Raw genomic sequence first — 21,544 nt, forward strand, 5'->3', positions numbered from 1 at the left:
CGCTGCGCCTTTTTCATCTGCGTCGTGTGTGCATGACCGCACACGCGACCGGGTGCCGAACGCGTTATGCCTTCGGCTGCTCCGGCTGGCGCAGGCGGATATGCAGTTCGCGCAGCTGACGCTCGTCGACCGGGCTCGGCGCTTGCGTGAGCAGATCCTGCGCACGCTGCGTCTTCGGGAACGCGATCACGTCGCGGATCGAATCGGCGCCGGCCATCATCGTGACGATGCGGTCGAGACCGAACGCGATACCGCCGTGCGGCGGCGCGCCGTACTGCAGCGCGTCGAGCAGGAAGCCGAACTTCAGTTGCGCTTCTTCCGCGCCGATCTTCAGCGCGCGGAACACCTTGCTCTGCACTTCCTCCTGGTAGATACGCACCGAGCCGCCGCCGATTTCCCAGCCGTTCAGCACCATGTCGTACGCCTTCGCGAGGCAGCGGCCCGGGTCGGTCTCGAGGTACTCGAGATGCTCGTCCTTCGGGCTGGTGAACGGGTGGTGCGCGGCGACGTAGCGGGCGTCTTCGTCGTCGTATTCGAACATCGGGAAGTCGACGACCCACAGCGGCTTCCAGCCGGCCTGGACGAGGCCGTTCGCCTTGCCGAACTCCGAGTGGCCGATCTTCAGGCGCAGCGCGCCGAGGCTGTCGTTGACGACCTTCGCGCGGTCGGCCGCGAAGAAGATGATGTCGCCGTCTTCAGCGCCGGTGCGCTCGAGGATCGCCGCGATTGATGCGTCATGCAGGTTCTTGACGATCGGGCTTTGCAGGCCGTCGCGGCCCTTCGCCTTCTCGTTGACCTTGATCCAGGCGAGGCCCTTCGCGCCGTAGATGCGCACGAATTCCGTGTAGCCATCGATGTCGCCGCGCGACAGCTCGCCGCCCTTCGGCACGCGCAGCGCCGCGACACGGCCGTCCTTCGCGTTGGCCGGCGTGCTGAACACCTTGAAATCGACGTCCTTCATCGCGTCGGTCAGCTCGGTGAACTCGAGCTGCACGCGCAGGTCCGGCTTGTCCGAACCGAAACGCGCCATCGCTTCCGAATACGGCATCACCGGGAATTTCGCGTCGAGCTCGACGTCGATCGTCGTCTTGAAGATATGACGGATCATGTCTTCGAACAGGTCGCGGATTTCCTGCTCGCCGAGGAACGACGTTTCGCAGTCGATCTGCGTGAATTCCGGCTGACGGTCGGCGCGGAGGTCTTCGTCGCGGAAGCACTTGGTGATCTGGTAGTAACGGTCGAAGTTCGCGACCATCAGCAGCTGCTTGAACAGCTGCGGCGACTGCGGCAGCGCGAAGAACTGGCCCGCGTTCACGCGCGACGGCACGAGGTAGTCGCGTGCGCCTTCCGGCGTGCTCTTCGTCAGCATCGGCGTTTCGATGTCGATGAAGCCCTGCTCGTCGAGGTACTTGCGCGCCTCGATCGCGACGCGGTAGCGCAGGCGCAGGTTGTGCTGCATCTGCGGACGGCGCAGGTCGAGCACGCGGTGCGTGAGGCGGGTCGTTTCCGACAGGTTGTCGTCGTCGAGCTGGAACGGCGGCGTGACCGACGCGTTCAGCACGTTCAGTTCGTGGCACAGCACTTCGATCTTGCCGCTCTTCAGGCCGGCGTTGACCGTGCCTTCCGGACGATTGCGCACGAGGCCCTTGATCTGCACGCAGAACTCGTTGCGCACGCCTTCGGCGGTCGCGAACATCTCGGCGCGATCCGGGTCGCACACCACCTGCACGAGGCCTTCACGATCGCGCAGGTCGATGAAGATCACACCGCCGTGATCGCGGCGGCGCTGCACCCAGCCGCACAGCGACACGGTTTGGCCCAGCAGGTGTTCGGTCACGAGACCGCAGTATTCAGTACGCATCGACATGATGTTTGCTTTCGTTCGGTTTGATCAACGGGCGCCGCAACGCGCGGCCCGGGCGATGATTCTTTACTTACAGCGGCGGCTCGACGGGGCGGCGGGCGGGCGCCGGTACCGGCGCCGGAGGCGCCACGACGCCCATCGAGACGATGTACTTGAGCGCGGCATCGACCGACATGTCGAGTTCGACGACTTCGCTCTTCGGCAGCATCAGGAAGAAGCCCGACGTCGGGTTCGGCGTCGTGGGCACGTACACGCTCACGTACTCTTCCGTCAGATGGTTGACCACGTCGCCGCCGGGTGTACCGGTCAGAAACGCGATCGTATACGAGCCGCGGCGCGGGTATTCGATCAGCAGCGCCTTGCGGAACGCGTTGCCGCTGCTCGACAGCAGCGTGTCCGACACCTGCTTGACGCTCGTGTAGATCGGCCCGACGACCGGGATGTGACGCACGACCGCATTCCACCACGTGACGAGCTTCTGGCCGATGAAATTCTGCGTGGCCAGCCCGACGACGAAGATGAACGCGATCGTCAGCACCGCGCCGATTCCCGGCAGATGGAAGCCGAGCATCCGCTCGGGCTGCCACGATTCGGGCAGCAGGAGCAGCGTCTGGTCCATCGTGCCGATGATGAGGCCGAGCACCCACAGCGTGATCGCGAGCGGGACGAGGACCAGCAGGCCGGTCAGAAACACCGTTTTCAGGGTCGTCTTTTTCATCATCTGCCGTCAATGAACCGCGCCAGCGGCGCGGGTTGGTCGCGACCCGGCCGGGCCGCGACGGTCAACTGCTGGCGGCGGGCGCTGCAGCCGGTGCCGGCGCCGCGCTCGTCGTCGTACTGGCGGAAGGGCTTGCCGCAGCCGGTGCGGCGGCGGCCGGCGCGGCTTCCGCCGGTGCTGCCGGCGCCGCGTCGCCCGACGCCGTCGCCGGTGCGCTGGTGCCGCCCGAGCCGCCGCGGAAATCGGTGACATACCACCCCGAGCCCTTCAGCTGGAACCCGGCGGCGGTCACCTGCTTGCGAAAAGCATCCTTCCCGCATTCAGGGCATTGCGACAGCGGCGCGTCGCTCATCTTCTGGAGCACGTCCTTCGCGAAACCGCACGCTTCGCATCGATAGGCGTAGATCGGCATGATATTTTTCCCGCAGAAACTGGAAACGGCTTGCAAAACCTTGAATTATAGCTGAAACCCCGGCGCGCTCCGGCAATCGCAGCGACGCCCGCGCATCAGCGGCGGCGCCACGTGAGCCAGCGCTCGTGTCCTTCGAACACGGCCAGCGAATCGGTCACGGGCAAATCCTCGATCAGCTCGAAGTACGGCGTGAGCAACGCGTCGAGTTCCGCGCGCTCGATCCCGAACGGCGGCCCCTTCGGCTTCGCCGTCACGAAGAAATAGCCGGCCAGCAAGCCGTCCACGGGCAGCAGCTCGGCCATGCGTGCCGCATAGTCGGCGCGCATGGCCGGCGGCAACGCGCACAGGAACGCGCGCTCGTACACCCACTGCACGTCGAACGGCGGCCGGTACGTAAAGAAATCGGCCTGCTCGACGACGTCCGCATGCGCGCCGAGCTGCGCCTTCGCGGCGGCCACCGCCTGCGCGGCGAAATCGATCGCGCGCACCGGCCAGCCGGCCTGCGCGAGCCACCCCGCCTCCTGCGCGCTGCCGCAGCCGGGAATCAGCACCGTGCACGGCTCGAGCCGGTGCGCGAACGCGCGAAAGCCGCCGGGCACGCCGCCGAATTCCCACGGCGTCACGCCGCGCTCGAAGCGCTCGTCCCAGAACGACGCGTGGCCGGGGTCGCGCGTCGCGAACTCGGCGGCGGTCGGGACAGGCGGTTGCTTCGGATCGGACATCGCGGTGCTCCTTTCGGTCAGGCGCCGTATGCGAGCGCGAACAGCACCCGCGCGACCAGCGCCCCGACACCGACCGACAGGCCGAAGATCAGCAGCGCCTGCAGCAGCCGGTTGGTCCGTTTCTGCTCGACGAGGATCTGGCGCATCAGTTCCTCGCTGGCGGCGCGGGGTGCGTCGTGACGCGCCGCCATCGCGTGATGGATCAGCCGCGGCAGTTGCGGCAGCGTCTTGCTCCACTGCGGCGCCTCGACCTTGAAACGCTCATACCAGCCGCGCAGGCCGATCTGCTCGGTCATCCAGCGCTCGAGGTACGGTTTCGCGGTCTTCCACAGGTCGAGTTCCGGGTCGAGCGAGCGGCCGAGCCCTTCGACGTTCAGCATCGTCTTCTGCAGCAGCACGAGCTGAGGCTGGATCTCGACGTTGAAGCGGCGCGACGTCGAGAACAGGCGCATCAGCACCTGGCCGAGCGAGATGTCCTTCAGCGCACGGTCGAAATACGGCTCGCACACCGCGCGGATCGCGCTTTCGAGCTCCTCGACACGCGTCTCGGGCGGCACCCAGCCCGATTCGAGGTGCAGCGTCGCGACGCGGTGATAGTCGCGCTTGAAGAACGCGAGGAAGTTCTGCGCGAGGTAATTCTTGTCGAAATCGGACAGCGCGCCGACGATCCCGAAATCGAGCGCGATATAGCGGCCGAACGTGTTCGGGTCGAGGCTCACCTGGATGTTGCCGGGGTGCATGTCCGCATGGAAGAAGCCGTCGCGGAACACCTGCGTGAAGAAGATCTCGACGCCTTCGCGCGCGAGCTTCTTGATGTCGACGCCGGCCGAGCGCAGCGTCTCGACCTGGCTGATCGGCACGCCGGTCATGCGCTCCATCACGAGCACCTGCGACGTCGAGAAATCCCAGAACATCTCGGGCACGAGCAGCAGGTCGAGGCCCGCGAAGTTGCGGCGCAGCTGGCTGCCGTTCGCGGCCTCGCGCATCAGGTCGAGCTCGTCGTGCAGGTACTTGTCGAATTCGGCGACGACCTCGCGCGGCTTCAGGCGGCGGCCGTCGGCCCACATGCGCTCGGTCCATGTCGCGATGTCGCGCATCAGCGCGAGGTCGGAATCGATCACCGGCAGCATGTTCGGGCGCAGCACCTTCACCGCGACGGCCTTGCCCGCGTGCACGCCCTGCTTCAGCTTCGCGAAATGCACCTGCGCGATCGACGCGCTCGCGATCGGCTCGCGCTCGAATTCGTCGAACAGCTCGTCGACCGGCGCCCCGAGCGACTTCTCGATGATCGCGATCGCGACGGCCGAATCGAACGGCGGTACCTGGTCCTGCAGCTTCGCGAGTTCGTTCGCGAAATCGACCGACAGCAGGTCGCGGCGCGTCGACAGCACCTGACCGAACTTCACGAAGATCGGGCCGAGGCTCTCGAGCGCGTGACGCAGCCGCACGGCGGGCGGATCGGAATAGCGGCGGCCGATCGTCGTGATCCGCAGCAGCAGCTTCACGCGCCGGTCGTCGATCCGGGACAGCATCACTTCGTCGAGGCCAAAGCGGATGACGGTGTAGACAATCTTGATGAAACGGAAAATGCGCATGCCCTGCGGCCCTCAGTGCGCGCCGCGCGGGCCTGGGCCCGTGCGCGCGCCGATTTTTTGTTCGAGTCGCTCGACCCGCTTTTCGACCCGCGCGAGCGCATCGCGTGCGCGCGCCAGATCGGCGTCGAAGCCGCCGAGCGACGCGCGCCGGACGACTTGCGGGTTTTCGTCGAGCCAGTATTCGGCGACGGATTCGAGCACGTTGCGGCCGGTGCGTCGCGCGCGGGCGCCGGCATCGCGCACGACCGTCGCGATCCGGTATGCCGCCGCGTCGCCGACCAGCTTCGCGAGATCTTCTTCAGGTTCCCAGCGCAGGTGCTCGGCCAGCTTCGCGATCTGCGTCGCGAACTCCGCGTCGCCCTCGATCTTCACGTGCTTCATCACGGCCGCCTGGCCGCCCTGCAGGAACGCGGCGACGGTGTCGCCCGCGAGCGCGATCGACACGTCGACCTGTTGCGCATCGTGCGCGTCGACGGCCGACAGATAACCGTCGGGCTGCACCAGCAGCGTGAGCGTGACGGGAGGCACGTCGATCCGGGCAGTCTTGCCCGCATAGGGAATCAGGCGATCGCGCGCCCATGATTCGCGCGCGAGCAGGTGATTGACGGCAGCAGCAAAAGGCTTGGCGGCAAAGGTCATCGGGCTGGGAAAGAAAAAACCCGCGCAGGCCGGGCGCCCACGCGGGTTTCTATTGTAACGTCGGATCGTCGGCAGACCGTGCCCGACCGTACACCCGGGCGGCAAGCGGTCGCAGTGCGGCGGCCGTCGCCCGGGTGCCCGGCGGCGCGGGCCGCCGGTCACGCTCAGTGCGTGTTGATCTGCTGGATACCCGCGAGCAGCCAGCCCTGGCTGCCCGACTTCGACAGGTTCCACACCTCGTCGAACGGGGCGGCCGACGCGCTCGCCGATTCGCGGATCAGGCCGTGGAAGCGCACGCTCGCCGACTGCTCGATGCCGCGATCCTCGATCGCGACCAGCTCCGCGTCGAGCTGCACGACGTCGGTCTGGTTCGCCTCGTTACCGCGCGAATCGAGGTCGATCTTGATCTCCGCGAACATTTCGGGCGTCGTGAACTCGCGGATGTCGGCCAGGTTGCCCTGGTCCCACGCCGCCTGCAGGCGCACGAAGTAGACCTTCGCGCTGCGCAGGAACGCTTCGGTATCGAAACCGGCCGGCACCTGGAGCGGCGCCGCCGCAGCCGCTGCCGCGCCGGCGGCCGCCGCGCCGCCGCCGAACACGCCCTGCGCTTCGTTCGCATAGCTGCTGCCGCTGCCCGCGTAGCTGCCGCCGGCATTGCCCTGCTGGAACGACGGGCTTTGCGAGTAGCCGCCCGACGCCGACGCCGAACCGCCGACCGAGTACGCCGGCTCCTGCGGGCGACGGCGGTTCATGAACTTGCGGATCAGCCAGATGCCGATCGCCGCGAGCAGCGCGATCACGATGACGTTCGCCATCATGCTCGCGAACGCGCCGCCGAGGCCGAAGTGCGACAGCAGCGCCGCGATGCCGAGACCGGCCGCGAGGCCGGCGATCGGCCCGAGCCAGCGCGAGCGGTTGGGCTGCGCGGCCGGCGTGGGCGCCGCCGGGTTCGCACGCTGCGCCTGCGACGGCGCGGCCTGCTGCATCGGCTGCTGCGCGGGCGGCGTGGCCTGGCGCTGCGTGACGGTGGAGTTCTGGCGGCCGATGCTGCGCCCGCCGCCCATGCGCTTGGCTTCAGCGTCGAGCGATGCGAACGTGCCGGCCGTGAGCAGGCCGACCATCAGCAGCGTGCCGACCCGTCGAGCCCACGGCTTCGACGGCTTGCTACGGTTGAACAACGGACGCGTTTCGGACATCAGCTTCTCCAGATGTAAGGCGAATGTATGGAAAGAACCCCTTAGTACTTGGTTCCTAGGTGTAAAGCTACCACGCCACCTGACAAATTGTAATATTTGACGGCATCGAGGCCCGCTTGTTCCATCATCGTCTTCAGCGTGTCCTGATCGGGGTGCATCCGGATAGATTCAGCAAGATACCGGTAACTTTCAGCATCTTTCGCGAACTTGTCGCCAAGCCACGGTAATACTTTGAAAGAATACAGATCGTACGCTTTTTTCAGCGGATCCCAGACTTTCGAGAATTCCAGCACCATCACGCGGCCGCCGGGCTTCGTCACGCGACGCATCTCCGCCAGCGCGACGTCCTTGTGCGTCATGTTGCGCAGCCCGAATGCAACCGTGACCACATCGAAGTAGTTGTCCGGAAAGGGGATTTTCTCCGCGTCGCACAACAGCGACGGCGTCACGATCCCCTTGTCGAGCAGCCGGTCGCGGCCGACGCGCAGCATCGATTCGTTGATGTCCGTATGCCACACCTCGCCCGTCGGGCCGGCCGCCTTCTTGAACGACTTCGTCAGGTCGCCGGTGCCGGCCGCGATGTCGAGCACCTTGAAACCGGGGCGCACGTTCGCCTGCGCGATCGTGAACGCCTTCCACGCGCGGTGCATGCCCGCCGACATCAGGTCGTTCATCAGATCGTAGTTGCTCGCGACCGAATGGAACACGCCCGCCACTTTCTTCGCTTTTTCGTTTTCCTCGACGCTTTCGAAGCCGAAGTGGGTTTTGCTCATCGCGTTGATCCTCAGTAAATGGCAGGACGGCGCCGAGCGGGCGCCGTCGATTTCAGTGGCAGTGGCCGTGCGACGCGGAGGCCGCCTGCATCGGAGCGTCGCGCTCGACGCCTGCCGCCTTCAGTTTGTCGAAATAGTCGCGCCACAGCGCGTCCTGCTGCGTCGCCAGCTCGTACAGCAGGTCCCACGAGTAGATGCCGGTCGAATGGCCGTCGGAGAACGTCGGCTGCAGCGCGTAGTTGCCGACGCCCTCGAGCGCCGTGATCGTCACCTCGCGCTTGCCGGTCTGCAGCGTCTCCTGGCCGGGCCCGTGGCCGCGCACCTCGGCCGACGGCGAATAGACGCGCATCAGCTCGAACGGAATCCGGTAGCTGTCGCCGTTCGGGTACTGCAATTCGAGCACGCGCGATACCGCGTGCACGACGACGCCGGACGGAATCGGCGTCGTGGAAGTCAAACCGCTCATGGCTGCCTCGAATCGGTCATGCGTTGAATTTCCTCGCGCACCGCATTGTGCAGCAGCGAGGCCTGCGCGGCGCGCGTACGCAACAGCGCCTCGGACACGCTGCGCTGGCGCGGCGCCCAGACGGGCTGCGGGAAATGGGCGTCGTTGGAAAAGCGCGGGATCACGTGCCAGTGCACGTGCGGCACCATGTTGCCGAGGCTCGCGAGATTCACCTTGTTCGGCTGCATCACGCGGCGCACGGCCCGTTCGACCGCATAGACCACGCGCATCAGATGTGCCCGCTCGGGCTCGCCGAGATCGGAGAACTCGGCCACGTGCGTGCCCCAGATCACCCGGCAGAAGCCCGGATAGTCGTGCTCGCCCGTCGCGAGGACGACGCGCAGCACGTCGTCCTGCCAGAGCACCTCGCCGCCGTCTTCACGGCAAAACACGCATTCCATCGTCGCTCCCATGTGGACAGGCGCCGGCATGACTGCGCCGGCGCCCGCTCATTTCCGGCCCGGTCGGGCGGTCGTCATGCCCGCATTAGACCAGCACGCGCTCGATCCCGCCATTGTTCGCACGTGCGACATAATCGGCCATCCAGTTCTCGCCGAGCACCTGGCGCGCGATTTCGACCACGATGTAGTCGGCCTCGAGATTCGCGTCCTCGCTGTAGCGCGACAGGCCCTGCAGGCACGACGGGCAGCTCGTCAGGATCTTCACGTCCGGCCCGTTCGCGGCCGCGGCGGCCGGCGCCGGCGCAGCGCCGGCCACCACGGGAATCGCACGCAGCTTCGCGGCGCCCTTGCGGATCTCCTCTTCCTTGCGGAAGCGCACCTGCGTCGACACGTCCGGGCGCGTGACCGCGAGCGTGCCCGATTCGCCGCAGCAACGGTCGTTCTTCTCGATCCTGTAGCCGTCCTTCTCCGAGCCCATCAGCTCGTTGACGAGCTTCACCGGGTCCATCGTCTTGATCGGCGTGTGGCACGGGTCGTGATACATGTAACGCGTACCCGACACGCCGTCGAGCTTCATCCCCTTCTCGAGCAGGAATTCGTGGATGTCGATGATCCGGCAGCCCGGGAAAATCTTGTCGAATTCATACCCGGCAAGCTGGTCGTAGCAGGTGCCGCACGACACGACGACCGTCTTGATGTCGAGGTAGTTCAGCGTGTTCGCGACCCGGTGGAACAGCACGCGGTTGTCGGTGACGATCTTCTCGGCCTTGTCGTACTGGCCCGAGCCGCGCTGCGGATAACCGCAGCACAGGTAGCCCGGCGGCAGCACCGTCTGCACGCCCGCTTCCCACAGCATCGCCTGCGTCGCGAGGCCGACCTGCGAGAACAAGCGCTCGGAGCCGCAGCCCGGGAAGTAGAACACCGCTTCCGAATCGACGGTCGTCGACTTCGGGTTGCGGATGATCGGCACGATCTTGTTGTCCTCGATGTCGAGCAGCGCGCGCGCCGTCTTCTTCGGCAGGTTGCCCGGCATCTTCTTGTTGACGAAGTGGATCACCTGCTCGACGACGGGCGGCTTGCCGGTCGTCGCGGGCGGGTGCTGCGTCTGCTTCGTCACGACCTTCTTCAGCATGTCGTTCGCGAAGCGCTGCACCTTGTAGCCGACGCCCATCATCACGGTGCGCGCGGCGTTGATCGTCTGCGGATTGGTCGCGTTCAGGAAGAACATGCCCGCCGCGTTGCCGGCGTTGAACTTCTTCTTGCCCATCTTGCGCAACAGGTTGCGCATGTTCATCGTGACGTCGCCGAAGTCGATCTTCACCGGGCACGGCGTCGCGCACTTGTGGCACACCGTGCAGTGGTCGGCCACGTCGTTGAACTCGTCCCAGTGCTTGATCGACACGCCGCGGCGCGTCTGCTCCTCGTACAGGAATGCCTCGACCAGCAGCGACGTCGCGAGGATCTTGTTGCGCGGGCTGTACAGCAGGTTCGCGCGCGGCACGTGGGTCGCGCACACCGGCTTGCACTTGCCGCAGCGCAGGCAGTCCTTCACCGAATCGGCGATCGCGCCGATGTCGGACTGCTGCATGATCAGCGATTCGTAGCCCATCAGCCCGAAGCTGGGCGTGTACGCGTTGCGCAGGTCGGCGCCGTCGAGCAGCTTGCCCTTGTTGAAGCGGCCGTTCGGGTCGACGCGCTGCTTGTATGCGCGGAATTCGGCGATCTCGTCGTCGGTCAGGAACTCGAGCTTCGTGATGCCGATTCCGTGCTCGCCGGAGATCACGCCGTCGAGCGAGCGCGCGAGCTTCATGATGCGCGCGACCGCCGCGTGCGCGTCCTGCAGCATCTCGTAGTTGTCGGAGTTGACCGGGAGGTTCGTGTGGACGTTGCCGTCGCCCGCGTGCATGTGCAGCGCGACGAACACGCGGCCGCGCAGCACGCGCTTGTGGATCGCCTGCGCCTCGTCGAGGATCTGCTTGAACGCGCCGCCGTTGAAGATCGCGCGCAGTTCCGCGCGGATCTCCTGCTTCCACGAGATGCGGACCGTGCGGTCCTGCGTGACGTGGAACACGGTCGCGCCCGGCTGTTCGTCCGCGCGATCCGCGAACTTCTCGGCAAGCGCCTCGTAGCCGAGCTGCACGAGGTAGTGCTGCGCCTCGCGCAGCGGCTGGTCGAGCCGGTCGCGCACGAATTCCCAGCGCGCGCGCACGCGCTTGAGCAGCTCCAGCGCCTGCTGCACGCGGTCTTCCAGCAGCTCCGCGCTCGGGATCTCGTTCGCGTCGTCGGTCTTGCCGAGCGGCAGGTTGCCGCCGCGGAAGAACGTCTCGAGCGCGTCGACGAGTTGCAGCTTGTTCTTCAGCGACAGCTCGATGTTGATCCGCTCGATGCCGTCGGTGTACTCGCCCATCCGGTTCAGCGGGATCACGACGTCTTCGTTGATCTTGAACGCGTTGGTGTGCTTCGCGATCGCGGCCGTGCGGCTGCGGTCGAGCCAGAAGCGCTTGCGCGCCTCCGCGCTGATCGCGACGAAGCCTTCGCCGCTCTTGCCGTTCGCCATCCGGATCACTTCGGACGTCGCGTGCGCCACGGCGTCGGCGTCATCGCCGACGATGTCGCCGATCAGCACCATCTTCGGGAACGCGTTGCGCTTGCTCTTGGTCGCGTAGCCGACCGCGCGCAGGTAGCGCTCGTCGAGGTGCTCGAGGCCCGCGAGGATCGCACCGCCCTGCTTCGACGTTTCGAACAGGTAGTCCTTGATCTCGACGATGCTCGGGATCGCCTCGCGCGCCTGGCCGAAGAACTCGAGGCAGACGGTGCGCGTGTGCGCGGGCATCTTGTGCAGCACCCAGCGCGCGGACGTGATGAGCCCGTCGCAGCCTTCCTTCTGCACGCCCGGCAGGCCGGCGAGGAACTTGTCGGTCACGTCCTTGCCGAGCCCTTCCTTGCGGAACCGGCGGCCCTCGATCTCGAGCATTTCGGTCTTGAGCAGCTTCTCGCCCGGCGCGTACGCGCCGTCGAACCACTTCAGCTCGAAGCGCGCGACCGCGATGTCGTGGATCTTGCCCTGGTTGTGCTCGTGGCGCGTGACTTCGAGCCAGTTGCCGTCCGGGTCGACCATCCGCCACCAGGCCAGGTTGTCGAGCGCGGTGCCCCACAGCACGGCTTTCTTGCCGCCCGCGTTCATCGCGACGTTGCCGCCGATGCACGACGCATCGAGCGACGTCGGATCGACCGCGAACACGTAGCCGGCCGCCTCGGCCGCCTCGGTCACGCGGCGCGTGACGACGCCCGCGCCGGAGAAGATCGTCGGCACCTTGTGCGCGACGCCCGGCAGTTCGGTCAGCTCGACCGCGCCGAGCTGTTCGAGCTTTTCGGTATTGATGACGGCCGAGAACGGCGTGAGCGGCACCGCGCCGCCCGTGTAGCCGGTGCCGCCGCCGCGCGGGATCACGGTCAGGCCGAGCTCGAAGCAGGCCTTGATCAGTGCCGCGATCTCGGCCTCGGTATCGGGCGTCAGCACGACGAACGGGTATTCGACGCGCCAGTCGGTCGCGTCGGTCACGTGCGACACGCGCGACAGCCCGTCGAAGCGGATATTGTCCTTCTCCGTGCAGCGGCCGAGCGCCTTGGTCGCGCGGCGGCGCAGGTCGGCCATCTTCTCGAATTCGTCGGCGAACTCGTTGACCGCCCGCTGCGCGGCGGTTTCGAGCATCTCGACGCGCGATGCGCGCTCGCGGCCCGCCTCGTCGCGGTGCTCGGTGAGATCCGCGCTGCGGCGCTTGCCGATCTCGGTCAGGCGGTGGTTCAGCGCCTCGATCAGCAGCGCGCGGCGCTTCGGATTGTCGAGCAGGTCGTCCTGCAGGTACGGGTTGCGGCGCACGACCCAGATGTCGCCGAGCACTTCGTACAGCATCCGTGCCGAGCGGCCCGTGCGGCGCTCGGCACGCAGTTCGTCGAGCACCGACCACGCCTCTTCGCCGAGCAGGCGGATCACGATCTCGCGATCCGAGAAGGACGTGTAGTTATAGGGAATCTCGCGCAAGCGGGGCGCGGGGTCGGCGGCGACGGCGGCGGCCGCGCCATGCGGATCGAAAACTTGTGGTGCGTTCATGTTCGGACGACTCGGAGGGCCGATACACCGTGCACGGGCGTCGGCAAGCGCGTGGGCGCAATCTTGGGGAAATCTGTTCTGTTACCAGGCGCGCGGCTGTCCTTCATGGGGCCGGAGCGGGCGGTTCGCCCCTCCTGGCCGGCGACAGGGCCTGGCGGCACTCGGAACGATCAGCACGATCGCGCGCGGCGCGCATGCCGTTCGGCCGCGGGGCTGGCTGCGCGCGGCGTCGGCTTCAACGGTGCGATCCGAGGGTGCCTCTGCATCTTCCGATCCTTGATTCAAAACGGAATTCTAACCCATGATCGGCCCGTCCGTGGCACGCCGGACAGGTCGTGGGGCTATCGCCGCGAGCCGCACCGGACGGGGCTCGGCACGGTTTGGCTCGATCATTCGCCGTCCGTCCGGTCGGTAACCGTGCGGTTAAGCCGGCAGAAAAGGCGCGCCCGGCGCCGCGAACGCCCGGCCCGCCCCCCCTTCGCGGCCGCCCGCCCGGCATGCCGCTTGCATGCGGGCGGACCCTTGGCGCTATCATTGATCCTTTACCGTCTGCATCCGCACTGCACGCGAGCGTCCATGGCATCCCACGATTACCTGAAGAAAATCCTCACCGCGCGCGTCTACGACGTCGCGATCGAGACGGAACTCGAACCCGCCCGCAACCTGTCGGCCCGGCTGCGCAATGCCGTTTACCTGAAGCGCGAGGACAACCAGCCGGTGTTCTCGTTCAAGCTGCGCGGCGCGTACAACAAGATGGCGCACATTCCGGCGGACGCGCTCGCGCGCGGCGTGATTACGGCGTCGGCCGGCAACCACGCGCAGGGCGTCGCGTTCTCGGCGGCCCGGATGGGCATCAAGGCCGTGATCGTCGTGCCGGTCACGACCCCGCAGGTGAAGGTCGATGCCGTGCGCGCGCACGGCGGCCCGAGCGTCGAGGTGATCCAGGCGGGCGAATCGTACAGCGATGCCTATGCGCACGCGGTCAAGGTGCAGCAGGAACGCGATCTCACGTTCGTCCACCCGTTCGACGATCCGTACGTGATCGCCGGCCAGGGCACCATCGCGATGGAGATCCTGCGCCAGCACCAGGGCCCGATCCACGCGATCTTCGTGCCGATCGGCGGCGGCGGGCTCGCGTCCGGCGTCGCCGCGTACGTGAAGGCCGTGCGCCCGGAGATCAAGGTCATCGGCGTGCAGGCCGAGGATTCGTGCGCGATGGCGCAGTCGCTGGACGCCGGCGAGCGCATCGAGCTCAGCGAGGTCGGCCTGTTCGCCGACGGCACCGCGGTGAAGCTCGTCGGCGAGGAAACCTTCCGGCTGTGCCGCGCATTCCTCGACGGCGTCGTGACGGTCAACACCGACGCGCTGTGCGCGGCGATCAAGGACGTGTTCCAGGACACGCGCAGCGTGCTCGAACCGTCCGGCGCGCTCGCGGTGGCCGGCGCGAAGCTGTACGCGGAACGCGAAGGCGTCGAGAACCAGACGCTCGTCGCGGTCACCTCCGGCGCGAACATGAACTTCGACCGGATGCGCTTCGTCGCCGAGCGCGCGGAGGTCGGCGAGGCGCGCGAAGCCGTGTTCGCGGTCACGATCCCCGAGGAGCGCGGCAGCTTCAAGCGCTTCTGTTCGCTCGTCGGCGACCGCAACGTCACCGAGTTCAACTACCGGATCGCCGATGCGCAATCCGCGCACATCTTCGTCGGCGTGCAGATCAAGCGCCGCGGCGAATCGGCGGAGATCGCCGCGAACTTCGAGTCGCACGGCTTCAAGAGCGTCGACCTGACGCACGACGAACTGTCGAAGGAACACATCCGCTACATGGTCGGCGGCCGCTCGCCGCTCGCGCTCGACGAACGCCTGTTCCGCTTCGAATTCCCCGAGCGGCCGGGCGCGCTGATGAAGTTCCTGTCGTCGATGGCGCCGGACTGGAACATCAGCCTGTTCCACTACCGCAACCAGGGCGCGGACTACAGCTCGATCCTCGTCGGGCTGCAGGTGCCGCAGGCCGATCGCGCCGAATTCGAACGCTTCCTCGCGGCACTCGGCTATCCGTATGTCGAAGAGAGCGCCAACCCGGCTTACCGCCTCTTCCTGTCGTAAAGGCGTCACACGATGAACCCCGAACATTCCCCGCTCGGCAAGGCCACCGTCTACGCGGCGCAGTACGACGCGTCGCTGCTGTTCCCGATCCCGCGCGCCGGCGCGCGCGAGCAGCTGGGCATCACGTCGGCGCTGCCGTTCTTCGGCACCGACATCTGGAACGCGTACGAGCTGTCGTGGCTCAACGCGCGCGGCAAGCCGCAGGTCGCGGTCGCGACGTTCTACGTGCCGGCCGAATCGCCGAACATCGTCGAATCGAAGTCGTTCAAGCTGTATCTCGGCTCGTTCGCGCAGTCGAAATTCGACTCGATCGACGCGGTGCGCGACGTGCTGAAGCGCGACGTATCGGCCGCGTGCGGCGCGACCGTGTCGGTGCAGCTGGTGTCGGCGCACGATTTCGGCAAGCTCGAGATGGACGAGCTCGACGGGCTGTCGCTCGACCGCCTCGACCTCGACACCGACATCTACGAACCCGATCCGTCGCTGCTGTCGGCCGCCGAGGACGAAGCGCCGGTCGAGGAGACGCTCGTGTCCGACCTGCTGCGCTCGAACTGCCCGGTCACGGGCCAGCCCGACTGGGGCAGCGTGCAGATCCACTACGTCGGGCCGCAGATCGACCACGCGGGCCTGCTGCGCTACATCATCTCGTTCCGCAATCACACGGGCTTTCACGAGCAGTGCGTCGAGCGGATCTTCCTCGACATCATGCACGCGTGCAAACCGGTGAAGCTCGCGGTGTACGCGCGCTATACGCGGCGCGGCGGGCTCGACATCAACCCGTTCCGCACCAACTACAACCAGCCGATGCCGGACAACGCGCGCACGGCGCGGCAGTAAGGACGGCCCGCGGCGGGCGCCAGACGAGACAGCCCGGTCGGCTTCCACCGACCGGGCTGTTTACCGTGCGCGGAAAGCGCAGCCGCGTTACTTCGCCGGCGCCTTGTACGCGATGCAGTCGACCTCGACCTTGCAGTCGATGACCATGCTCGACTGCACGCACGCGCGTGCCGGCGGATGCTCGCCGAAGTACGACACGAACACCTTGTTGAACGACGCGAAATCGCGCGCGTCGTCGAGCCACACGCCGCAGCGCACGACGTGCTCGAGGCCGTAGCCGGCTTCCTTCAGGATCGCGATCACGTTCTCGATCGTCTGCTTCGACTGCGTGACGATGCCGCCCTCGACGACCTCGCCGTTCACCATCGGCGTCTGGCCGGACACATACAGCCAGCCGTCGGCCTCGACCGCACGCGCGAACGGCATCACCTGGCCGCCGGTCCCCTTCGCTTCGCCCACGCCATATCGCTTCATCGTTTCACTCCTCACATCTCGGTTGCGGATGCGCGCGCCGGCTGCGGCACGCGCGGAAGATCGGAACGGCCGCCGCGCTCAGAACGCGGCGTCGGCACTCGCCGCCACGCGCTCGCCGCGCGCGACGAACCCGCCGGCGCGCTCGCCGGTCGGCTGGCCGTTTTCGTGAGTCAGCACGCCGTTCACCCACACGGCATCGATCCCGTGCGCGGGCTGCTGCGGCTTCTCGAACGTCGCGGCGTCGATCACGCGCGCCGGGTCGAACAGCACGAGATCGGCGTGGTAGCCGACATGCACCTCGCCGCGCTTCGCGATCCCGTAGCGGCGCGCGGACAGCGACGTCATCTTGCGGATCGCCTCCTCGAGCGGCAGCAGGTTCGTGTCGCGCACGTAATGGCCGAGCACGCGCGGGAACGCGCCCCACAGCCGCGGATGCGGCAGCGGATCGTTCGGCAGCCCGTCCGAGCCGACCATCGTCGCGGGGTGCGACAGGATCCGGCGCACGTCGTCCTCGGACATGTTGTGGTACACGGCGCCGGCCGGGCGGATGCGCTGCGCGGCTTCCTGCTCGGTCACGCCCCAGTCGGCCGCGATCGCCTTGAGCAGCTTGCCCGCGACTTCCGGGTGCGGCTCCGACCACGTGATCGTGATGTCGATATCGCCCGTCACCTGCTTCAGGTCGAGCGTCGACGAGCTGCGGCTGTACGGATAGCAGTCGCAGCCGACCGGCTGGTAGCGGCGCGCGCCCTCGAGCGACGCGAGCACTTCGGTGCTGCGCCCCCAGTTCGACGGGCCCGCGCACTTCAGGTGCGAGATCACGACCGGCACCTGCGCATGGCGGCCGACGCGATACGCCTCGTCCATCGCGCCGAGGATCGCGTCGAATTCGGTGCGCATGTGCGTCGTATACAGCGCGCCGGCCTTCGCGAGCGGCTCGGCGAGCGCCATCACTTCCTCGGCCGGCGCCGCGAACGCGGAACCGTACGCGAGGCCCGACGACAGGCCGAGCGCGCCGTTCGCGAGCGCCTCCTCGAGCTGCGCGCGCATCCCGGCGATCTCGCCGTCGGTCGCCGCGCGGTCGAGACGGTCCATCTGGTTGTTGCGCAGCGCCGTATGACCGACGAGCGCCGCGACGTTCACGGCCGGGCGCGCCTCGTTCACGGCCGCGACGTAGTCGGCGAAGGTCGGGTACCGGAACGCGCCGCGCTCGCCGAGCAGGTTCATCGGGTCGGGCGGATCGCCCGCGAGCGTCACGGGCGACGCGCTGATCCCGCAGTTGCCGACGATCACGGTCGTCACGCCCTGCGAGATCTTCGGGATCATCTCCGGCGCGCGGATCACGTGCGTGTCGTCGTGCGTGTGCACGTCGACGAAGCCCGGCGCGAGCGCGCGGCCGTTCGCCTCCACGACGTTCTCGGCCAGCCAGTTCGACAGGTTGCCGATCGCGGCGATCAGGCCGTTGCGGATCGCGACGTCGCGCGTGACGGGCGGCGCGCCGGTGCCGTCGTACAGTTGCGCGCCGACGATCAGCGTATCGGCGGCTTCGGGATGCGAATGCATGGTCAGTCTCCTACCGGTTGACGGTCTCCGCCGCCGCGGTGCGCATCGAGCGCGTGCTTGATGCGGCGCAGCGATTCCCGGCCCGCATCGCCGAGCCGCAATGCGACGCCGGTAACGAGCACGTCGATCGCCATCATCATCGCGTAGCGCGACGTCGAAGGCTTGTAGATGAAATCGGTTTCGAATGCGACGACCGGGATCAGGTGGTCGGCGAGCTTCGCGAGCGGCGACGCCGGCGCGGTGATCGCGATCAGCTTCGCGCCGTAGCGCTTCGCGAGCCGGCAGCTCTCGAGCAGCTCGGGCACGCGCCCGCTCACCGACAGCGCGACGACCACGGTGTCGCGCGACAGCGTCGCGGCCACCATTCGCTGCAGCACGCTGTCCTGGTAGCTCGCGACCGGCCGGCCGAAGCGCACGAGCCGGAAGCGCAGCTCGTCGGCGAGCGCGGTCGAGCCGCCGCCCTGCCCGTACACGTAGGTCATCTTCGCGCCGGCGAGCAGGTCGGCCGCCGCGTCGAACGACGTGTTGCGCAGCAGCTGGTGGTTGTGCGCGAGCGCCACGCGAATCTCGTCGTAGACCATCGACGCGGGGCTCGCGTCGTCGGCCGGCGCGTCGCCGGACGGCACCAGGAAGCGCTGGCCGACGGCCGCCGCCTGTGCGACGAGCACCTTCAGTTCGCGCACGTCGCGGCAGCCGACGGCCTTCGCGAAACGCGTGACCGTCGCGACGCTGACCTCCGCGTCGCGCGCGAGCGCGCCGATGCTCGCATGCGCGGCGCGCGCCAGATCGGCGAGGATGAACGCGGCGACCTTGCGCTCGGCTTCGCGCAGCTCGGGCGCGCATTCGGCGATCCGCGCGACGATGTCGAGGACCGGCGGGGCGGCCGGAGCCGGATGAGGCTCGGCCGCGAGCGGAGCGGACGGGGAGGCGGGCGTATTCATCTGCGGATAAGGGTGCGAAGCTCGATGTTACTAAATAACATCACCGCGCAGATGCTACTTTCTGTACCATCTGCGTGTCAACTTCAGTGCAATGCATAGTGATGATGGAGCGGGATGACATGAAAGTTACAAACTATCAGGAACCGACAATCAATCCGTTGGGCAAGGGGCTCGGCAACGTGCCGAGCGCGAGCGTGCCGCTCGACGACGCAGGCCGCCTCGAGTGGAACCTGCTCGCGGAAGACGTCAGCCTGCCGGCCGCCGTGCTTTACGAGGATCGCGTCGAACACAACCTGAACTGGATGCAGGCGTTCGTCCGGAAATACGGCGTCAAGTTCGCGCCGCACGGCAAGACGACGATGGCGCCGCAACTGTTCCGCCGCCAGCTCGACGCCGGCGCGTGGGGCATCACGCTCGCGACCGCGCACCAGACCCAGGCCGCGTATCACGGCGGCGTGCGGCGCGTGCTGCTCGCGAACCAGTTGGTCGGCCGCCAGAACATGACGATCATCGCCGGGCTGCTGTCGGATCCCGATTTCGAATTCTTCTGTCTCGTCGATTCCGCGGAAAGCGTCGACCAGCTCGGCCGCTTCTTCGGCGACGCGAAGAAACCGCTGAACGTGCTGATCGAGCTCGGCGTGCCGGGCGGCCGCGCGGGCGTGCGCGATGCCGCGCAGCGCGAGGCCGTGCTGGCCGCGATCGCGCGCTATCCGGACACGCTGAAGCTGGCCGGCATCGAACTCTATGAAGGCGTGCTGAAAGAGGAAGGCGAGATCCGCACGTTCCTGCAGGAAGCCGTCGCGCTCACGCGCGTGCTCGCCGAGGCAGGCCGCTTCGCGCGCACGCCGGCGATCCTGTCCGGCGCCGGCTCGGCGTGGTACGACGTGGTCGCGGAAGAATTCAGGAAGGCGTCGGATGCGGGCTTCGCGGAAGTCGTGCTGCGACCGGGCTGCTACCTGACGCACGACGTCGGCATCTACAAGAAGGCGCAGACCGACGTGTTCGCGCGCAACCCGATCGCGCGCTCGATGGGCGAGGGGCTGCTGCCGGCATTGCAGCTGTGGGCGTACGTGCAGTCGGTGCCGGAGGCCGATCGGGCGATCGTCGCGCTCGGCAAGCGCGACGCGGCGTTCGACGCGGGCCTGCCCGAGCCGGCGCGCCACTTCCGTCCGGGCCGCGACACCGCGCCGCGCGACGTCGCGGCGACCGAAGGCTGGGCCGTGACCGGGATGATGGACCAGCACGCGTACCTGCAGATCCCGCCGGGCGCGGACGTGAAAGTCGGCGACATGGTCGCGTTCGACATCTCGCACCCGTGCCTGACGTTCGACAAGTGGCGCCAGGTGCTCGTGCTCGATCCGCAGTTCCGCGTGACGGAAGTCGTCGAAACCTTCTTCTGACGTCCATTGCGCGCACCGCCCCGCCGCTCGCGCGGGGCGGCCGTCACGCGCGCTTCAATCCGCCGGAGTACACTGCGCTTTCGTCCTCGGGGCCCTTCGCGACCGTCGCGCACGGCGCGAACGGGCCTTCAACGCTGCTTTACGGGAGAAAGCCATGGCCGCGAAGAAGATCCTGTTCCTGACCGGCGATTTCGCCGAAGACTACGAAACGATGGTGCCGTTCCAGGCACTGCAGGCCGTCGGCCACCATGTCGATGCCGTGTGTCCGGGCAAGCGCGCGGGCGACAAGATCAAGACCGCGATCCACGACTTCGAAGGCGACCAGACCTACACCGAGAAGCCCGGCCACCAGTTCACGCTGAATGCCGCGTTCGACGACGTCGATGCGGCGCGCTACGACGCGCTCGCGATCGCGGGCGGCCGCGCGCCCGAATACCTGCGACTCGATCCGAAGGTGATTGCGCTCGTGCGCGCGTTCGCCGAAGCCGGCAAGCCGATCGCCGCGATCTGCCATGCGGCACAGTTGCTGGCGGCCGCCGACGTGATCCGCGGCAAGCGCATTTCGGCGTACCCGGCCTGCGCCCCCGAGGTGAAGCTCGCGGGCGGCGAATACGCGGATATTCCGGTCGACGCGGCCGTGACCGACGCGCCGTTCGTCACCGCGCCTGCGTGGCCCGCGCATCCGGCCTGGCTCGCGCAATTCCTCGCGCTGCTCGGCACGCGCATCGAGCTGTAAGCCCGAAGCGGATCGGGATGACATGAAGCGGCGGCCGGCAGCGCCGGCGTGCCGCCCTGCCCCGCGCGTCAGCGCGCGGCCGGCGTCGAGCCGACGTCCGCGATCCGCGCTTCCAGCATCGCGAGCGCACCCGACAGCGCATTGAGCACGTCGTCCGGCAACTGCGCCATCGTCTGTTCGATGAACGCCTTGCGGCGCGGCAGGCACGCGTCGAACGCCGCGCGGCCTTCGTCCGTCAGCGTCACGTTGGTCACGCGGTTGTCGCGCGCATCGGATTCGCGCTCGATCCAGCCGAGCGCATCAAGCGACTTCAACTGGCGCGTGAGCGCGCCCGGATCGATGCGCAGCACTTCGACGAGCTTCTTCTGCGACGAATGCCCGCCCATCGTGTGCAGCGCGACCATGATGCGCCAGCGCGGCATCGGCTGCCCGACGTGCGCTTCGAACGCGGTCATGAACGCGCGATACGTGCGTCCGAATTGCTGCAAGATCGCGACGCGGTCCTGTTCTTCCATGCGCTGATGTCGTTCCGGTAAATCGTTGAATCGTTGAATCGCCCG

The 21,544-nt window shown here is 67.4% G+C and carries 19 protein-coding genes; 4 read left to right on the forward strand and 15 right to left on the reverse strand.

The genetic code is table 11. The annotated features are described in order from the left end of the window. Nucleotides 1-64: 64 nt before the first annotated feature. The 11 genes from aspS to VXM69_RS16855 form a co-directional block, all read right to left on the reverse strand. Entirely contained in the window at nucleotides 65-1,867 is a 1,803-nt protein-coding gene (aspS, locus tag VXM69_RS16805; protein WP_034189003.1) for an aspartate--tRNA ligase, read from the reverse strand. 67 nt (nucleotides 1,868-1,934) lie between these two features. Beyond that, a complete protein-coding gene (locus tag VXM69_RS16810; protein ID WP_034189002.1) occupies nucleotides 1,935-2,585 on the reverse strand; it encodes a DUF502 domain-containing protein in 651 nt (216 codons plus the stop codon). 61 nt (nucleotides 2,586-2,646) lie between these two features. Beyond that, on the reverse strand, nucleotides 2,647-2,994 hold the full coding sequence (locus VXM69_RS16815; RefSeq protein WP_034189001.1) for an FmdB family zinc ribbon protein: 348 nt from the start codon (nucleotides 2,992-2,994) through the stop codon (nucleotides 2,647-2,649). Between the two features lie 95 nt (nucleotides 2,995-3,089). After that, nucleotides 3,090-3,716 (reverse strand): SAM-dependent methyltransferase, encoded by a 627-nt coding sequence (locus VXM69_RS16820; protein ID WP_367189931.1) that lies wholly within the window; start codon nucleotides 3,714-3,716, stop codon nucleotides 3,090-3,092. 17 nt (nucleotides 3,717-3,733) lie between these two features. Then, complete coding sequence (gene ubiB, locus VXM69_RS16825) at nucleotides 3,734-5,311, reverse strand: ubiquinone biosynthesis regulatory protein kinase UbiB (RefSeq protein ID WP_034188999.1); 1,578 nt, start codon at nucleotides 5,309-5,311, stop codon at nucleotides 3,734-3,736. A 12-nt stretch (nucleotides 5,312-5,323) separates the two neighbouring features. Continuing rightward, nucleotides 5,324-5,950 (reverse strand): SCP2 sterol-binding domain-containing protein, encoded by a 627-nt coding sequence (locus tag VXM69_RS16830; protein ID WP_059560521.1) that lies wholly within the window; start codon nucleotides 5,948-5,950, stop codon nucleotides 5,324-5,326. A gap of 164 nt (nucleotides 5,951-6,114) precedes the next feature. Next, nucleotides 6,115-7,146 (reverse strand): TIM44-like domain-containing protein, encoded by a 1,032-nt coding sequence (locus VXM69_RS16835; RefSeq protein ID WP_059560523.1) that lies wholly within the window; start codon nucleotides 7,144-7,146, stop codon nucleotides 6,115-6,117. Between the two features lie 41 nt (nucleotides 7,147-7,187). Further along, nucleotides 7,188-7,919: a bifunctional demethylmenaquinone methyltransferase/2-methoxy-6-polyprenyl-1,4-benzoquinol methylase UbiE gene (gene ubiE, locus VXM69_RS16840; protein WP_049030826.1), complete on the reverse strand. Its 732-nt coding sequence runs from the start codon at nucleotides 7,917-7,919 to the stop codon at nucleotides 7,188-7,190. A gap of 52 nt (nucleotides 7,920-7,971) precedes the next feature. Continuing rightward, nucleotides 7,972-8,385 (reverse strand): DUF971 domain-containing protein, encoded by a 414-nt coding sequence (locus tag VXM69_RS16845; RefSeq protein WP_034188995.1) that lies wholly within the window; start codon nucleotides 8,383-8,385, stop codon nucleotides 7,972-7,974. Beyond that, nucleotides 8,382-8,825 carry an HIT family protein gene (locus tag VXM69_RS16850; RefSeq protein ID WP_049030829.1) on the reverse strand — a complete coding sequence of 148 codons (444 nt, stop codon included), beginning with the start codon at nucleotides 8,823-8,825 and terminating at the stop codon, nucleotides 8,382-8,384. Before VXM69_RS16850 ends, VXM69_RS16845 begins: the two co-directional genes overlap by 4 nt. Before the next feature lie 85 nt (nucleotides 8,826-8,910). Further along, a complete protein-coding gene (locus VXM69_RS16855) occupies nucleotides 8,911-12,936 on the reverse strand; it encodes a DUF3683 domain-containing protein (protein ID WP_049030827.1) in 4,026 nt (1,341 codons plus the stop codon). 576 nt (nucleotides 12,937-13,512) lie between these two features. On the opposite strand from VXM69_RS16855, the gene ilvA reads away from it, so the two are divergent. Together ilvA and queF are read left to right on the forward strand one after the other, a co-directional pair. Further along, nucleotides 13,513-15,036: a threonine ammonia-lyase, biosynthetic gene (gene ilvA, locus VXM69_RS16860; protein ID WP_367189933.1), complete on the forward strand. Its 1,524-nt coding sequence runs from the start codon at nucleotides 13,513-13,515 to the stop codon at nucleotides 15,034-15,036. Nucleotides 15,037-15,048: 12 nt separating this feature from the next. After that, nucleotides 15,049-15,873: an NADPH-dependent 7-cyano-7-deazaguanine reductase QueF gene (gene queF / locus VXM69_RS16865; protein ID WP_049030108.1), complete on the forward strand. Its 825-nt coding sequence runs from the start codon at nucleotides 15,049-15,051 to the stop codon at nucleotides 15,871-15,873. An 87-nt stretch (nucleotides 15,874-15,960) separates the two neighbouring features. On the opposite strand, the gene VXM69_RS16870 is transcribed toward queF, so the two are convergent. The 3 genes from VXM69_RS16870 to VXM69_RS16880 all read right to left on the reverse strand — a co-directional run bounded on the left by VXM69_RS16870 (nucleotide 15,961) and on the right by VXM69_RS16880 (nucleotide 18,848). Beyond that, nucleotides 15,961-16,347 carry a Rid family hydrolase gene (locus tag VXM69_RS16870; protein WP_006751946.1) on the reverse strand — a complete coding sequence of 129 codons (387 nt, stop codon included), beginning with the start codon at nucleotides 16,345-16,347 and terminating at the stop codon, nucleotides 15,961-15,963. 78 nt (nucleotides 16,348-16,425) lie between these two features. Next, nucleotides 16,426-17,907 (reverse strand): amidohydrolase family protein, encoded by a 1,482-nt coding sequence (locus tag VXM69_RS16875; RefSeq protein ID WP_367189934.1) that lies wholly within the window; start codon nucleotides 17,905-17,907, stop codon nucleotides 16,426-16,428. A 2-nt stretch (nucleotides 17,908-17,909) separates the two neighbouring features. Then, the gene (locus VXM69_RS16880; protein ID WP_367189935.1) at nucleotides 17,910-18,848 is read right to left on the reverse strand and encodes a MurR/RpiR family transcriptional regulator; all 939 of its coding nucleotides are present in this window, start codon (nucleotides 18,846-18,848) and stop codon (nucleotides 17,910-17,912) included. A 119-nt stretch (nucleotides 18,849-18,967) separates the two neighbouring features. On the opposite strand from VXM69_RS16880, the gene VXM69_RS16885 reads away from it, so the two are divergent. Beyond that, a complete protein-coding gene (locus VXM69_RS16885) occupies nucleotides 18,968-20,248 on the forward strand; it encodes an amino acid deaminase (RefSeq protein WP_034189579.1) in 1,281 nt (426 codons plus the stop codon). Between the two features lie 154 nt (nucleotides 20,249-20,402). Beyond that, the gene (locus VXM69_RS16890) at nucleotides 20,403-20,984 is read left to right on the forward strand and encodes a DJ-1/PfpI family protein (RefSeq protein ID WP_034189580.1); all 582 of its coding nucleotides are present in this window, start codon (nucleotides 20,403-20,405) and stop codon (nucleotides 20,982-20,984) included. A gap of 68 nt (nucleotides 20,985-21,052) precedes the next feature. On the opposite strand, the gene VXM69_RS16895 is transcribed toward VXM69_RS16890, so the two are convergent. Next, nucleotides 21,053-21,499 carry a MarR family transcriptional regulator gene (locus VXM69_RS16895; RefSeq protein WP_049030230.1) on the reverse strand — a complete coding sequence of 149 codons (447 nt, stop codon included), beginning with the start codon at nucleotides 21,497-21,499 and terminating at the stop codon, nucleotides 21,053-21,055. Between the last annotated feature and the right edge of the window lie 45 nt (nucleotides 21,500-21,544).

Source organism: Burkholderia sp. Ed8 (assembly GCF_040761425.1).
Classification (GTDB): Bacteria; Pseudomonadota; Gammaproteobacteria; order Burkholderiales; family Burkholderiaceae; genus Burkholderia; species Burkholderia seminalis.